The sequence below is a fragment of the Pseudomonas chlororaphis genome, from assembly GCF_001921865.1.
Classification (GTDB): domain Bacteria; phylum Pseudomonadota; class Gammaproteobacteria; order Pseudomonadales; family Pseudomonadaceae; genus Aquipseudomonas; species Aquipseudomonas chlororaphis_D.
Genome location: NZ_MSCT01000020.1, coordinates 599,146 through 613,449, shown reverse-complemented (window position 1 = coordinate 613,449; position 14,304 = coordinate 599,146). Strand labels below are relative to the sequence as shown.

14 protein-coding genes are annotated in these 14,304 nt (G+C 62.5%); 9 read left to right on the top strand and 5 right to left on the bottom strand.

Annotated features, from left to right (window positions below):
* Positions 1-181 precede the first annotated feature (181 nt).
* Complete coding sequence (locus tag BTN82_RS25845) at positions 182-1,198, top strand: DUF6515 family protein (protein WP_075121890.1); 1,017 nt, start codon at positions 182-184, stop codon at positions 1,196-1,198.
* Here the strand turns inward: BTN82_RS25845 and BTN82_RS25840 are convergent.
* Both BTN82_RS25840 and BTN82_RS25835 read right to left on the bottom strand, forming a co-directional pair.
* The gene (locus tag BTN82_RS25840; protein ID WP_075121889.1) at positions 1,192-2,088 is read right to left on the bottom strand and encodes a cation diffusion facilitator family transporter; all 897 of its coding nucleotides are present in this window, start codon (positions 2,086-2,088) and stop codon (positions 1,192-1,194) included. The genes BTN82_RS25845 and BTN82_RS25840 overlap by 7 nt on opposite strands.
* Positions 2,089-2,119: 31 nt before the next feature.
* Complete coding sequence (locus BTN82_RS25835; protein ID WP_075121888.1) at positions 2,120-2,539, bottom strand: polyribonucleotide nucleotidyltransferase; 420 nt, start codon at positions 2,537-2,539, stop codon at positions 2,120-2,122.
* 105 nt (positions 2,540-2,644) lie between these two features.
* Here BTN82_RS25835 and hrpB point away from each other — a divergent pair, with 105 nt between their 5' ends.
* From hrpB to BTN82_RS25815, 4 genes are all read left to right on the top strand, one after another.
* On the top strand, positions 2,645-5,167 hold the full coding sequence (gene hrpB / locus BTN82_RS25830) for an ATP-dependent helicase HrpB (RefSeq protein WP_075121887.1): 2,523 nt from the start codon (positions 2,645-2,647) through the stop codon (positions 5,165-5,167).
* 498 nt (positions 5,168-5,665) lie between these two features.
* Complete coding sequence (locus BTN82_RS25825; protein WP_075121886.1) at positions 5,666-6,679, top strand: TauD/TfdA family dioxygenase; 1,014 nt, start codon at positions 5,666-5,668, stop codon at positions 6,677-6,679.
* Complete coding sequence (locus tag BTN82_RS25820; protein ID WP_075121885.1) at positions 6,673-7,590, top strand: AEC family transporter; 918 nt, start codon at positions 6,673-6,675, stop codon at positions 7,588-7,590. The genes BTN82_RS25825 and BTN82_RS25820 overlap by 7 nt, the downstream gene beginning before the upstream one ends.
* Positions 7,591-7,644: 54 nt before the next feature.
* Positions 7,645-8,616: a D-2-hydroxyacid dehydrogenase family protein gene (locus tag BTN82_RS25815; protein ID WP_075122019.1), complete on the top strand. Its 972-nt coding sequence runs from the start codon at positions 7,645-7,647 to the stop codon at positions 8,614-8,616.
* Positions 8,617-8,669: 53 nt separating this feature from the next.
* Here the strand turns inward: BTN82_RS25815 and BTN82_RS25810 are convergent, their stop codons facing one another.
* On the bottom strand, positions 8,670-9,749 hold the full coding sequence (locus BTN82_RS25810) for an endonuclease/exonuclease/phosphatase family protein (RefSeq protein ID WP_075121884.1): 1,080 nt from the start codon (positions 9,747-9,749) through the stop codon (positions 8,670-8,672).
* 90 nt (positions 9,750-9,839) lie between these two features.
* Entirely contained in the window at positions 9,840-10,499 is a 660-nt protein-coding gene (locus BTN82_RS25805) for a hypothetical protein (protein WP_075121883.1), read from the bottom strand.
* Positions 10,500-10,680: 181 nt separating this feature from the next.
* Between BTN82_RS25805 and BTN82_RS25800 the strand changes: the two genes are divergently transcribed.
* From BTN82_RS25800 to BTN82_RS25790, 3 genes are all read left to right on the top strand, one after another.
* Positions 10,681-11,463, top strand: coding sequence for a DUF2076 domain-containing protein (locus BTN82_RS25800; protein WP_075121882.1), 783 nt, complete (start codon positions 10,681-10,683; stop codon positions 11,461-11,463).
* Between the two features lie 137 nt (positions 11,464-11,600).
* Positions 11,601-12,080 (top strand): NYN domain-containing protein, encoded by a 480-nt coding sequence (locus BTN82_RS25795; protein ID WP_075121881.1) that lies wholly within the window; start codon positions 11,601-11,603, stop codon positions 12,078-12,080.
* A gap of 32 nt (positions 12,081-12,112) precedes the next feature.
* Positions 12,113-12,724 carry a PolC-type DNA polymerase III gene (locus BTN82_RS25790; protein ID WP_075121880.1) on the top strand — a complete coding sequence of 204 codons (612 nt, stop codon included), beginning with the start codon at positions 12,113-12,115 and terminating at the stop codon, positions 12,722-12,724.
* A 2-nt stretch (positions 12,725-12,726) separates the two neighbouring features.
* Here BTN82_RS25790 and BTN82_RS25785 read toward each other — a convergent pair whose 3' ends face one another.
* Positions 12,727-13,182 (bottom strand): Lrp/AsnC family transcriptional regulator, encoded by a 456-nt coding sequence (locus BTN82_RS25785; RefSeq protein ID WP_075121879.1) that lies wholly within the window; start codon positions 13,180-13,182, stop codon positions 12,727-12,729.
* A 161-nt stretch (positions 13,183-13,343) separates the two neighbouring features.
* On the opposite strand from BTN82_RS25785, the gene yedA reads away from it, so the two are divergent.
* Positions 13,344-14,258 (top strand): drug/metabolite exporter YedA, encoded by a 915-nt coding sequence (yedA, locus tag BTN82_RS25780; protein WP_075121878.1) that lies wholly within the window; start codon positions 13,344-13,346, stop codon positions 14,256-14,258.
* Positions 14,259-14,304: the final 46 nt, after the last annotated feature.

The window sequence follows — 14,304 nt, the reverse complement described above, 5'->3', positions numbered from 1 at the left end:
GAGCACGGACGAAATTCTCAAAGGGGGGCCGACGGGTCCCCCTTTTTTATGGCCTGCGCGCAAGGCCGCAAATATCCCCGGTGGCCTCAATAAATAAGTGTTGTGACTGATAACCTGTCGCAGAACCGGCCTGGGCTTTTCCAGTCTTATCTACAAGCCCCAATCCGCAGTGAGGAATAGCATGAAATCGCGCATCTGGCGTTTGGCAGGTGTTGGTTTGCTGTGTGTGAGCGTCGGCGTGCAAGTGCTGGCCGATGACCGTGACAACCGCAATGACGGTCATGGCGGGCCCAATGGCGGCCAGCGCGGCGAGGATGGGCATCCGGGCAACGATCAGGGGCGAGGCGAAAACCATCAGCCGCGGCCACAGAACGAAATCATCCGGGGCGACAACAGCCGGCAGTTCGAGCGCAACGGCCAGGACGAGCCAAGGCAGAGTCGCGGGCAGAACGACGAAGGACGCGGGCGCCCGGCGCAACCGTCCGCCAGCCTGCCGATCCAGGGACGTCCGGACAGCGTCCGCCAGACCCAGGAACCGCGCCAGGGCTACTACCAGGACATCCCTCGGCGCAACGACTACAACCAGCACTGGCCATCCGGCGGCCCGGGCGGGCGCTCCGACGATCATCGCTGGCCGGGGCGCCCGGACGGCCATGGCAACGGCTGGGGCCCAGGCCCGCAATACCGCCCGGGGTATGTGATCGACCGTTTCCCGGACCGCCACTACCGCGTGCCGTATCGCGGCCAGGACTACTTCTTTTCCGGCGGTTACTGGTACCGCCCGCAAGGTCCGCGTTATGTGGTGGTGCGCCCGCCTTACGGGATTCGCGTGGCCTACTTGCCGGACTATGCGCGGGAAGTGTGGGTCGGCAGCGCGTTGCTCTTCCTCGTGGCGGGGGCCTATTACAGCTACGAGGCCAGCACCCAGCAGTACGTGGTGGTCGAACCGCCGGCAGCCAGCCCGCAGCCCCAGCCGCAACCGGCGGGTAATGGTTATGACGTGCTGGCCTACCCGGTGAGCGGGCAAACCCCGCAGCAGATCGACCAGGACCGCTACGACTGTTATCGCTGGGCGGTACAGCAGAGCGGCTTCGATCCGGCGGCGGTGACCTATGCGCCGGCGCCGCAAGTGGTGCAGGCTTATCGCCAGGCCCAGGGCAGTTGCTTGAGTTCGCGCGGTTACCAGGTGACTTACTGAGTCCGCGCGGCCGGCACCACTTCCTGCGGGTCGGCGTGCACCAGCACTTCGGCCCGTGGGTAGGCCGTGTGAATCGCCTCGGCGGCCTGGTCGCTGATGCCGTGGGCCACTGACAGAGTCAGGTCCCCAGGCAGTTCCAGGTGCAACTGGACGAACCAGTGGCTACCGGAAATCCGCGTACGCAGGTCATGGGCGCCAAGCACCCCGGGAACGCCGCACGCCAGCTCCAGCATGTGCTGGCTGACCTCGGGCGGCAGTTCCTCGTCCATCAGTACCGCGACGCTTTCGCGGGCGATCTGGATCGCGCTCCACAGGATGTAGGCGGCGATAGCCAGGCCGAACCAGGCATCCAGTTGCTGCCAGCCGAAACTGGCCAGTACCAGCGCCAGCAGGATGCTGCTGTTGAGCAGCAGGTCGGAGCGATAATGCAGCGAGTCGGCGCGCACCGCGGTGGAGCCGGTTTCGCGGATCACCCGGTATTGCACCATCAGCAAGGCCACGGTCAGCGCCAGCGACAGCAGCATCACGCCGATGCCGACCCAGGGCGCGCCCAGCGGTTCGGGGTGCTGCAGGCGTTCGACGGCCTGGGCCCCGATCAGCACCGCGCTCACCGCGATGAACAGCGCCTGGGCCATGCCCGACAAGGACTCGGCCTTGCCATGCCCATAGCGGTGATCGTCGTCGGCCGGGCGCAGGGCGTAATGCACCGCCAGCAGGTTGAGGAACGACGCGGCGCCGTCGAGCAGCGAGTCGGTGAGACCCGCCAGCAGGCTGACCGAGCCGCTCAGCCACCAGGCGACGGCCTTGGTCACGATCAGGATGCTGGCCACCGCCAGCGAGGCGCGGGTCGCCAGGCGCAACAGGCGTGCGTGTTCCGGGCTACTGCTCATACAAGGCTTTTTCCTTCAAGAAACGCGAGTCTCAGGCTGCCGGTTGCAGCCCGTACAGGGCCAGTTGCTGGACGTTGCCCTTGTGCTGGATCAGGCGTGGATCGTCCAGCGGGAAGCTGCGGCCCAGTTCGCTTTCGAGGATAGCCTGCAACTTACGCTTATCGACCTGGCCGTCGGCGCCTATGGCGTGCTGGAGTTTCTGCGGGTCGACCTGCGCGGTCTTGCCCGGCTCCAGGTAGATGGCCCCGGTGGCGAAGTCGACACCAAACGCGATCAGCCCCGGAATCACGTAGAACAACAGGCCCACGGCATCGAGCACGGCCACCAGCGGGTCGATCTTGCCGTCGATCTGGCCGCGCCGGTCGGGGAAGAAGATCGAGCCGCAGGCAGTGAGCTGGGTCAGCAGAGTGGCGACCAGGACGCCGCCGATGACGCGGAAGGGAATACGCATGTAAATCTCCTGAGCAGGCACGAAGAGCGTTTTCGGTATGAATTCAGACCGTGATTAACGCCAGGCAGTTCGCCGTTATACTCGCGCCTCTGTTTGGGAGCCAGTATGAATTCTTTGCCAATTGATGAAGTTTTGCCCGCGCTGCGTGAAGCCCTGGCGACACGCCACGAGGTCGTGCTCGAAGCACCGCCCGGTGCCGGCAAGACCACCAGGGTGCCCCTCGCACTGCTGAATGAGCCCTGGCTGGGTGACCAGAAGATCCTGATGCTCGAGCCTCGGCGACTGGCTGCTCGGGCGGCTGCGGAACGTTTGGCGAGCGAACTCGGTGAAAAGGTTGGAGAGACTGTTGGCTACCGCATTCGTCTTGAAAGCAAGGTGGGCCCGCACACCCGAATCGAAGTAGTCACTGAGGGCATCCTGGCTCGCCGGCTTCAGGATGATCCTGCGCTGGATGGCGTGGGCGTGGTCATCTTCGATGAATATCACCTGCGAAACCTGGACTCCGATCTTGCACTGGCGCTGTGCGTGAGCGCTCGTGAGCTTCTGCGTGATGAGCCCCCACTGAAGTTGCTCCTGATGTCGGCAACGCTGGAAGGCGCTCGGCTCTCGAAAACGCTGAATGACGCACCAGTGATTACCAGTGAAGGGCGGATGTACCCCGTCTCCACGATCTGGGGAAGCCCATCTCTATCTGGACAGCATATCGACACGCGGGTGACGGACACCTGTTTGGTCGCCCTCAACGAGCAGCCGGGAAGCCTCTTGGTTTTTCTTCCAGGGCAGGCAGAGATCAGGCGGGTTGCCGAGTCCCTCAAGCAGCAACTGGGCAGCCGTCCGGACGTGATGGTGTGCCCTCTGTACGGTGACCTCGACCTGAATACACAGCGCGCAGCGATAGACCCGGCACCCGCGGGTTCTCGAAAAATCGTTCTGGCAACGAACATCGCCGAGACCAGCTTGACCATCGAAGGCGTCAGGGTGGTGGTGGACAGCGGTCTCGAGCGAGTGCCGAAGTTTGATCCTCGTAGTGGCATGACCAGGCTCGATACTCAGCGCATATCAAAAGCCAGTGCAACTCAGCGAGCGGGTCGTGCAGGGCGTCTGGAGCCGGGTGTCTGCTACCGCCTGTGGTCTGAGTCGCAACACGAGCAAATGGTGGGTTACAGCACTCCGGAAATCCTGCAGGCCGACTTGGCCGGCCTCGCGCTTCAGCTGGCACGGTGGGGGATGAAGCCAGATGAGATGACCTGGCTCGACCAGCCGCCTTCTGCCCCCTTCGCTCAAGCCCGAGACCTGCTCAAGCGCCTGGGCGCCCTGGATGACGCTGGACAGCTCTCGCCTCACGGATCGGCCATGAGCGAGCTTCCAGCGCATCCTCGTATCGCTCATCTGCTTATCAAGGGCAACTCGATGGGCTTGGATGATCTGGCCTGCAACATCGCGGCACTGTTGGGGGAGAAGGACATTCTGCGTGGAGCAGGCGCTGATCTTCATACCAGGTTGAGCGCATTGTCAGGCGAGGAGCATGCTCGTCGAGGCAGTGGCTCCTTCCAGCGGGTGAAGCAGTCCGCTCGGCAGTATCGATCCCTGATGCGTGGAAGGGCCTCCAGCCCCGTCAGCGAGGCCGACCACCCTCGATGGGTCGGTTGCCTCCTGGCGTTCGCGTACCCCGATCGACTTGGCCTGAAAAGGCGTGCAAGTGAAGCTGAGTATCGTCTTTCCAACGGGCGCGCCGCAGTCTTCTCAGAGCCGGATGCACTGACCAAGCATGAGTGGCTGGTGGTGGCTGATCTGGGGAGTAGGCAGGGCCAGCGTGAGGAGCGTATCTACCTGGCGAGTGACCTTGATCCGGCCCTGTTCGATGATGAGCTGGCCGACCTTGTGAGTTCAGTCGATGAGATCGATTGGGATGAGAGGGAAGGGGGGCTCAAGGCTGAGCGGCAGTTGAAGGTGGGACAGCTGGTCCTTGCCACGGCGCCTCTGCCAAGCGTGGACGAGCAAGCCCGTTTGCTCGCGCTGGTCAACCTGGTTCGACGCAAGGGTATCGAACTTCTGCCCTGGACCCCTGAGCTTCGCCAGTGGCAAGCGCGGATAGGGCTGCTGCGCCAACTGGATATCCAGAATGGCCAAGGCGATATCAGATGGCCTGATCTCAGCGATAGCCATCTTCTGGATACCCTTGAGGGATGGCTCGCGCCGTACCTGGGTAAGGTCACCAGGCTCAGTCACTTCAGCCAGCTGGATCTTTCTTCGATCGTCAGAAATCTACTGCCTTGGCCGCTTCCGCAGGAGTTGGAAACCCAGGCGCCCCAGGCGATCCAAGTGCCGTCTGGATCGAATATCGGCATCGATTATTTGCAGCATCCACCCGTCCTGGCCGTGAGGCTGCAGGAACTGTTTGGACTGGCCGAAACGCCTCGGATCGGGCATGGGAAACAGCCGCTGACCCTGCATCTCTTATCGCCGGCCCGAAGGCCCGTGCAGGTCACTCAAGATCTCGCCAGTTTCTGGCGCAATACCTATGCGCAGGTGAAGAAGGACCTCAAGGGTAGATACCCAAAGCACTTTTGGCCTGATGACCCCTTGGTGGCAGAGGCGACCGCTAGAGCCAAGCCCAGAAAGCCGTGAGTGTCCAAGTAATCCTCAGTTTGCGGCCAACTGGGTTCGCAATGTCGCCAGCAACGGGTTGCGCGGGTGTCGCGTAGCGGCCCCAATACGGCTGCTGACTGCTTCAACGATAAAAAGTTATCGACGCCCGTCGGGAATCTTGCTGTTGCATTTACATATGCTATTCTTGCGCCGCTGTGATCACCCCCCCTGTTACACAGTGTTGTCAAACTTGGAAGTTTGACCGTCATCGACGAGCCATGACGCCCTCTCAAGGACATGAAATGAAGTTGGCCCCGCCCTGTTCGCTGTCTATCTGCTGCACTTCAAAACGTACTCCGCATTTGACGGCTGTTTTGGCTATTGTCGTGCCTGGCCGTTGTCCTTCATGGCCTGGCCGGTTGTAAGTTCCAGCTCGGAACCATCCCCAAAAAACCTGCACCCTTGATCCAGCAACAGCTGTCACGCTGATGCTGTGGGTGCGCGCTTGTATCATTAATGGAAGATTGTAGGTATTGCATGGACACGCAACACGTTTTCACGTTGACAGACGCCGAAAGGATTCGCTTGGGTAAAGCCCTGAGTGACATTGCCTATGACCCCCACGGAAGCCTGCGCTACATTACCGACCTGCGGATAATGGCGCTGTCGATCATGCCGCGCCGTCTGATTGATGTACTGGCTGAGCAGCGGGCGTCGATCCGGCCGCGTCCCTATCTGGTATTCAAGAACCTGCCCACGGATGAGCAAGTGTTCAGTACCCCTGACCCCCAGATATTCTCGCCCGGCTCGAAAAGCCACTGGATCAGCGAAAACCTGATCATGACCTTCGCTTCGCTGGTCGGAGAGCCTTACTCGATCGATTTCGAAGGCTCCGACATCGTGAACAACCTGATTCCGACCAAAACCGCCAAACGTGAATACACGGGCCTGGGCTCTGAGGTCGAGCTGGATTTTCATATCGAGAATGCCGCCCTGCGGTTCATGGAAGATTTCAACTTCTCGCCTTTGGGCTTGCTGCTGACCGGCGTCCGCCATGACCCGCAAGGCCCCTTGACCCGGCTTGCCGATGCGCGTGCGGCGCTCAAGCGTCTTTCGCCCGAAGATGTTGAATGCCTGCGTGCCCCGGCGTTCCGGATCAAGGTGCCTTACCGCTGGCGTCGTGGCGAGATCATGCAAACCGAGCCGACTGCGCTGGTACGCGGTCATCTGGATCTTCCAGAGGTCAGTGCGGTGTTTTACCCGGATATGGTGGAGCCACTGACAGCCGCTGCGGCAACGGCGATGAGCAACTTCTATGCGGCGATCAAGGAAGTGTCTTTCGGTGTGGACATCACGCCCGGCAGCCTGGTCTATATCGACAATCGCTTTACCTTGCATTCACGCGACAAGTTCAGCGGCTCTTTCGACGAGGCCGGAAATCCCATGCGCTGGGTACAGCGCGTGTTCATTTCCCCCAACTTGTGGAACCACCGAAATCTGACGCAAGTGAAGTCGCGTGTTTTCCAGCCTGTGGATGCTGAAGCATGCTGAATACATTCTTGTCGATTCTGCCGATCTTTCTGTTGATCGTGGCCGGCTATCTGGCCAGGCATTATTTCCTGACGGACGAAGGGTTCTGGAAAACCGCGGACAAAGCGGTCTATTACCTGTTCTTCCCGTCGCTGCTGGTACTGGAAATCAGCCACGCCAATTTTGATGGCGGCGCGACGACCCACGCCCTCGTCGCGACGGTGGGCGGCACGCTGATAGTGGCGGCGGTCATCCTCATCGGCCAGTGCGTCGTCAATGTAAAGAACGATCTGTTCACGTCCATCTTTCAGGGCGGGGTGCGCTACAACTCCTATGTGTTCATCGCACTGTCGCAATCGTTGTTCGGCACTGAAGGTGTCGCACTCTCGGGGGTGTTCGTTGCTTACATGATCGTGCTGACCAATGTCATGAGTGTGCTGTTGATGAACCACTACGGCACCGGTGGCAAGAAATCGGTGGCCGGCAGCGTGCTCGCGCTGGCGAAGAATCCGTTGATCATCGCCGCCTTGCTGGGCGTCGTGCTTAACCTTGTAGGGGTTAGCATCAACGGCGCGATCAGGCAGTTCCTCGCTTATCTCGGCAATGCCGCAACGCCATTGAGCCTGATGTCGGTGGGCGGCGGGCTGGTGCTGAGCATGCACGTCAGCCGGACGATCGCCACGGCCTATGCCACGGCATTGAAACTGCTGCTGTTGCCCATCTGTACCTTCGTGCTGTTGAAGGCCCTGGGGGTGTCTGGTGTTTCAGCCAATATCGCCTTGTTGTATGCGGCCGTGCCGTGTGCCGGCAACGCTTATATCCTGGCGCGACAAATGGGCGGCGACACTGAAGCGATGGCCTCGATCATCACCTGGACAACACTGTTCTCGGTGGTCACGGTGACCGTGATCCTTGGCACTTTCCTGCTCTGATGGGCTGCGGCCGGTGCCTGTTCATTCCAGTCCTGTTGAAATGGCGAGTCGATGATGAATGTATTGATACCTGACGATTATCAAGGTGCGGCCGCAGCCATGCCCTGCTTGCAAATGATGGCGGAGCACAAGGTCACCTGCCTGGGCGACCTTACGCGGGAGAAGCAGCCCGATGCGATTCTGGCTCAGACCGAGTGCCTGGTCCTGATCAGGGAACGCACGCCGGTGGACAAGGCGCTGCTTGGGAAAATGCCGAACCTGCGGATGATCAGCCAGACCGGTCCGGCAGGGCGACATATCGATATGGAGGCCTGCACGGCTGCAGGGGTGGTGGTCATGGAAGGGACCGGCTCACCCCACGCGCCGGCCGAACTTGCCTGGTTGCTGATCATGAGCGGATTTCGGCGTCTTCATGAAGCGGTCACTGCGTTTCAGGACGGCCAATGGCAAGTCAATAGCGGTCGGGAGTTGCACGGCAGAACGCTGGGTATTCTCGGCTTCGGCAAGCTGGGTAAGCGGGTTGCCGGTTTTGCGCAGGCGTTCGGGATGCAGGTGCAGGTCTGGGGCAGCGAGCGGGCGAGGGCAGAGGCGATCGAGGCCGGTCATACGGCCTGCGAGACACGCGAAGCGTTCTTCGCCAGCAGCGATGTCATCACCCTGCACCTGCGACTGGCGGACCAGACACGCGGCGCCATCACGTTCGAGGATCTGTCGCGGATGAAGCCCGAGTCGATGCTGGTCAATACCAGCCGCGCCGAGCTGATCGCCCCCGGTGCCCTGGAGCGCGCGTTGCGCTTCGGCAGACCGGGTTATGCGGCCGTCGATGTGTACGAGTCGGAGCCCGTCTATCACCGGCAGCACCCATTGATGCAGTTGCCGAACGTGTTGTGTACCCCGCATCTGGGGTATGTCGCCGAACAGAGTTACGACGCGTACCTGCGCAGTGCCTTCGGCAACATTCTGCGGTTCCTGTCGGGCGATCACAGCATGGTGCTCAACCCTGGCGCCCTCAACCGACCAGGTTGATTTCATGCCCGGGCGCGGACTCAGGTCCTGCGCCCGCGGCAGCGGCTACAAGGTCATAGCGCGGCGGGCAACAGGAAGCGGGCAATCACCGGCAGATGATCGGAGATGCGCAGGGTGTCGTCCTGGCGTACCTGGGCCTCGACCCGCTTGATCCGCGGGCTGTGGAACAGGTAGTCGACGGTGCGATCCGGGCCGTTCAGGGCCGGGTCGTTGGGGTAGAGGGTCAGCCATTGGGCGCGGTCGATGCCACTGGCTTCGTTGTTGGTGGGGATCATCGGGTACTTGTCCCAGAGCGTGTGCAGCGCGCTGTCGGCGGAGTAGGGCGTGCGCTGCTCGGGGGCGAGCCGCTGGTACTGGCCCAGGGGCAGCAGGTTGAAGTCGCCGCCAATCAGCCAGGGCGTGCCGCGGGCCTCGAAGCGGTCGAGCATTTTCGCCACCGCTGTCACCTGGGCCTGCAAGGTGGCGTCGGTTTTCGTCGCGCGGTCCAGATGGGTGTTGAGCACCGCCACCTGGCCGCCGTCGCTCAAGGGCAGGTAACTCACCAGTACGGCGTTTTTCGGCTGGAACTGACGGCTGACGAGGTTCGCCTCGGGGATCGGCAATTGCAGGCGCTCGGCATGTTCGATGCGGTAGCGGCTGAGGGTCGCCAGTTGCCGGCCGACGCTGCCGAAAATATGCGGGGAAGGAACGAAATCGGCCTTCCAGTCGAAGGCCTGGGTGCTGCATGGGTAGAGGTCCGAGAGGCGTTCCTGCAGCAGCCTGAGCTGGTCCTGGTAGGCGCTGGCCTTGGCGCCGTTGTCCAGCTCCTGCACCAGCACGATGTCCGGCTGCTCGTCGCGAATCACCCGGGCCACTTCGTCCAGGCTGAAGGCCATGTCTTCCAGGGTCGGGCTTTCGTCCGGGCCCTGGGCCTGGTCATTCCAGAACACGTAGCGTTTACCCGCCAGGTACTGCACGTTCCAGGTCAGCACTTTCAGCGCCTGGCCCGGCACCAGGCTGGGCACCTTGCCGGTGCAGGCGACCGGCAGCGACTCCTTGGCGTCGGGACGCCAGGTCAGGCTGTAGACCAGGGCGGACAGCAGGCCTGCGCTGATCAGCAGGCCCAGCAGGATGAAGCGCAATAGACGGGGCATCGGGCTCGGCTTATGGCGTTGCGGGATTGAGCCCGAGCATAACCGAGAGCGGGGCCGCGGCCCAAGAGGCAGAGCGCGCGGCTTGCGGGTTCATTGCCGCTCGGGCGCGTCGCCGATCAGCATGAACAGGCGGAACACCACCACGCTGGTGAACAATTGCAGGAAGCTGTGGGCGCTTTCGATCGCCAGCGACAGCAGCGGGCTCGGCTCGGGGTACGCCGCCAGGCTGGCGCCCTTGAGCACCCACAGCGGCGCCATCACGGCCAGGATGCACACCAGGATCCGCAGGAAATGCCCGCGGGTCAGGCGGAAGCTTTCCTTGATCGCGGCCAGGGGTTGCAGGCCCTTGAGCACCAGCAGGTATTCGGCAAAGGCCAGGGTGACCATCAGCCACAGGCCGGGCAGGAAATACAGCGACAGGCCCAGCAGGATCAGCAGGGTGTTGATGGCGGTCAGCAGGGCGAAGCGCGGCCACAGGCTGACGGTCGCGGCGAGCAGGTCGCGCGCTAATGGCGATTCGCCACGGCTGCGTGCATCGAGAAACAGGATCAGCACGCCGGTGTACAGCGGGTAGATCAGCAGGCCGACGATCACGCTGTAGCCGGGAAAGGCATCGGGGCCCAGCGAGCCATCCACCGCCTGCTGTAGCAGCGCTTCGAGGACCACCAGCGGCAGGCACAGCTGGACGATGCGCCCCAGGTTGCGCTGGCAGAAATACAGGGAGTCGCGCAGAACGGTTAACGGATTCATCAGTGGTTATCGCAGATCACAAAAAAGCGGTTGGACACTTTAACCGATGCAGCCCCGGGGCGAGCAAACGTAAACGTTAGGTAAAGGCCATTGAAAGCTCGTCGGGCAGCCCCATTACTGCTTGCACCCTGTGCATCACGCCCAGGGCCCCGTTTTCTACCGGCAATCTAAAGAGGTCGCCATGAACAGCGAAGAGCAAACCCTGATCGATGGACTGTTTTCACGGTTGCAGCAAGCCGAGAAGGATTCAGCCCCGCGCGACGCCCAGGCCGAGGCGCGGATCAAGGAGCATCTGACCGGACAGCCTGGCGCCGGGTATTTCATGACCCAGGCGATCCTGGTGCAAGAGGCGGCGCTCAAGAGCCTTGACGAACAGAACAAGCAACTCGCCCAGCAGCTCCAGCAAGCACAGGCGGAACTGCAACAGGCCAGGTCCCAGGCCGCGGCGCCGGCGCCCAGCGGCGGTGGATTCCTTTCGAGCATCTTCGGCGGCAGCTCCCGCGATCCGCAGCCGGCGCAAAGCGCTCCGGCGTCCTCCGGCGGCTGGCGCGAACCGGCGCGGCCGGCGTTCAACTCGCAGCCGCAGCCGCCAGGCTACCCGCAACAAAGTTATCCACAGCAGGGGGCTCCCCAGCAGAACTACGCCGCGCCCCAGCCGCAGGCTCCCGCGGGCAGCAGTTTCCTCGGCGGCGCGCTGAAAACCGCGGCCGGCGTGGCCGGCGGCGTGATGCTGGCGCAAGGCCTGAGCAGCTTGTTCCACGGCAATCAGCAGCCGCAGGAAATCGTCGAGGTGATCAAGGAAGAACCGGCGCCGGCCAGCGACAACTCGGGCGGCTGGGGCAACGACGATCAGCGCATGGCCAACAACGACGCCTGGGGTAACAGCGACCAGGGCGGCTTCAGCGATGCCGACTATGGCAACGACGACAGCTCGTTCTTCTCCGACGACGATTCCTTCGTCTGACCCGCCGCCGGTCCGCAACGCCATGGTGTTGCGGACCGATTATTCGCGGAACCGTCCTTCTGGCTGGCATACTGGGCGACTTTTCGGGGGCTGAGCCCCGGCCCAGTTCGCGCGCGTGAGCGCCATGAGGATAAGCGGTGAAAAAAATCGCTGTGTTCGCCGATGTCCAGAACCTCTATTACACCGTGCGTCAGGCCTATGGCTGTCACTTCAACTACGCCGCCTTGTGGGCCGACATCAGCAAGCAGGGGCAGATCGTCGAGGCCTATGCCTATGCGATCGACCGCGGCGACAGCAAGCAACAGCAGTTCCAGCAGATCCTGCGCAACCTGGGCTTCACGGTAAAACTCAAGCCCTATATCCAGCGCAGCGACGGTTCGGCCAAGGGCGACTGGGACGTGGGTATCACCATCGACATCATGGACGCCGCCGATCACGTCGACGAAGTGGTGCTGGCTTCCGGCGACGGCGATTTCGACCTGTTGCTCGAGCGCATCATCGGCAAGCATGGGGTCGAAGCGGTGGCTTATGGCGTGCCGGGGCTGACCGCCAATTCGCTGATTCGCGCGGCCACGCGCTACGTGCCGATCGAGGGCGCGTTGCTGCTCAAGAGCTGAATTGATTATTTTTTGTACGGAGCTGGACAGGTTTGGAACGCATCGCAGTCATCGACTTTGAAACCACCGGGATCTCCCCGAGCAGCAGTTGCCGGGCCACGGAAATCGCCGTGGTGATCCTTGAACAGGGGCACATCGTCGAGCGTTACCAGAGCCTGATGAATGCCGGCGTGCGGGTGCCGGCGTTCATCGAACAACTGACCGGCATCAGCAACGCCATGTTGCGCAGCGCGCCGCCGGCCGAGCAGGTGATGAACGAGGTCAACGAATTCGTCGGCACCACGCCGCTGCTGGCGCACAACGCCGCGTTCGACCAGAAGTTCTGGGATTTCGAGCTGGGCCGGATCAAACGCACCCGCTTGCAGAACTTCGCCTGTTCGCTGTTGCTGGCGCGCCGGTTGATGCCGGCGGCGCCCAATCACAAGCTCGGCACCCTCACCGCGTTCGCCCGCCTGCCCCATACCGGCCAGGCCCACCGGGCCATGGCCGACGCGGAAATGGCCGCCAACCTCACCGCGCACCTGGCGTTGGAGCTGCAACAGAAACACGGGTTGCGCGAGCTGTCCCACGACTTCCTGTGCAAGTTGCAAAAGGTCCCGGCGGCGAAGATCGGCGAACACCTCAAGCGCCATCGCAGCATCTAGGTTCAGTTGCCGTTCTTGCTGTCCAGGTGCCCCAGCGGCACACGTTGTTCGATGGCGCTGGAGAGCACGATCGAGGTCTTGCTGAAACCGAACTGGGCGACGCGGTCGATCAACGCTTCCAGCTCGGGCATCGAGCCGACGGCGGCGCGCATGATCACGCAGGGGTCGCCGGTGACCCGGTGGCATTCGGTCAACTGCGGGATCCGGCTCAGTTCGTCGTAGGTTTTCTGGTTGCCGTGCTGGGCCAGGCGCAGTTCGATCACGCACTGGATCGGCAGGCCGAGCTTGGCCAGGTCGACCTTGGCCCGGTAGCCGGTAATGACCCCGCTGGCTTCCAGTTTGGCCACCCGCTCGGCCACCGCCGGGGCGGAAAGATTCACCTTGCGCGCCAGTTCGGCGTAGCTCTCCCGGCCATTTTCCAGCAGGGCGGCGAGGAGCATGCGGTCATATTTATCCATGATAAGGCTTCCATAGCTCATGACTTACGAAAGCATTGTTTATAGCCAGGATCTCCATGTTTTGAAAAGTGTACCGGCGCTATAAACAGGTTTTGTAACTTAAAATCCGGTCAGCGGGTTTCTAGAATAACCCTCTCCCTTGCCTTGCCTTCGAGCTGCCCATGTCTGGCCTACGCCGTTTTCCCCTGCCTTTGATTGCCGCTTTTTTTGCGCTGTACGTGATCTGGGGATCGACCTACCTGGTGATCCGGATCGGGGTCGAGTACTGGCCGCCGCTGATGCTCGGCGGTATCCGTTTCGTCATCGCCGGTACCTTGATGTACGGCTTTTTGCGCTGGCGCGGGGTGCCGGCCCCGACCTGGGCGCAATGGAAGGCGGCCGGGATCATCGGCATCCTGCTGCTGACCTTCGGCAACGGCGCGGTCAGCGTCGCCGAACACATGGGCGTGGCCTCCGGGGTGGCGGCGCTGGCGGTGGCCACGGTGCCGCTGTTCACGTTGCTGTGCGGCTACTTCTGGGGCACTCGCAACACTCGCCTGGAATGGGCCGGGATCGTCCTCGGGCTGATCGGCATCGCCATGCTCAACTTGGGGTCCAACCTGCAATCGAGCCCGGCGGGCGCGGCCCTGCTGCTGTTCGCGGCGGCGGCCTGGGCCTTCGGTTCGGTGTGGAGCAAGCACTTGCCGTTGCCGCAGGGCGCCATGGCCAGCGCGGTCGAGATGCTGGTGGGTGGCGTGGTGTTGCTGATCGGCAGTTGGCTGAGCGGCGAGCAGCTGGCCGCGATCCCGCCCCTGGAAGGCTGGGCGGCCCTGGCGTACCTGATCGGCTTCGGCTCGATCATCGCCTTCAATTCCTACATGTACCTGCTCAAACACGTGCGCCCGGCGGCGGCCACCAGCTATGCCTATGTCAATCCGGCGGTGGCGGTGCTGCTGGGAATCGTGTTCGTCGGCGAGACCATCGGCCTGGCGGAAGCCCTGGCGATGGTGGTGATCATCAGTGCCGTGGTGCTGATCGGCCTGCCGCAGTGGCGTCGGCCGAAAGCCAAGGCGCTGGCGGAAGAAACGACCGCCTAAGGCCGGCGGTCGCGATGGTTCGAACGTCCGCACGAGCGCGCCGCGC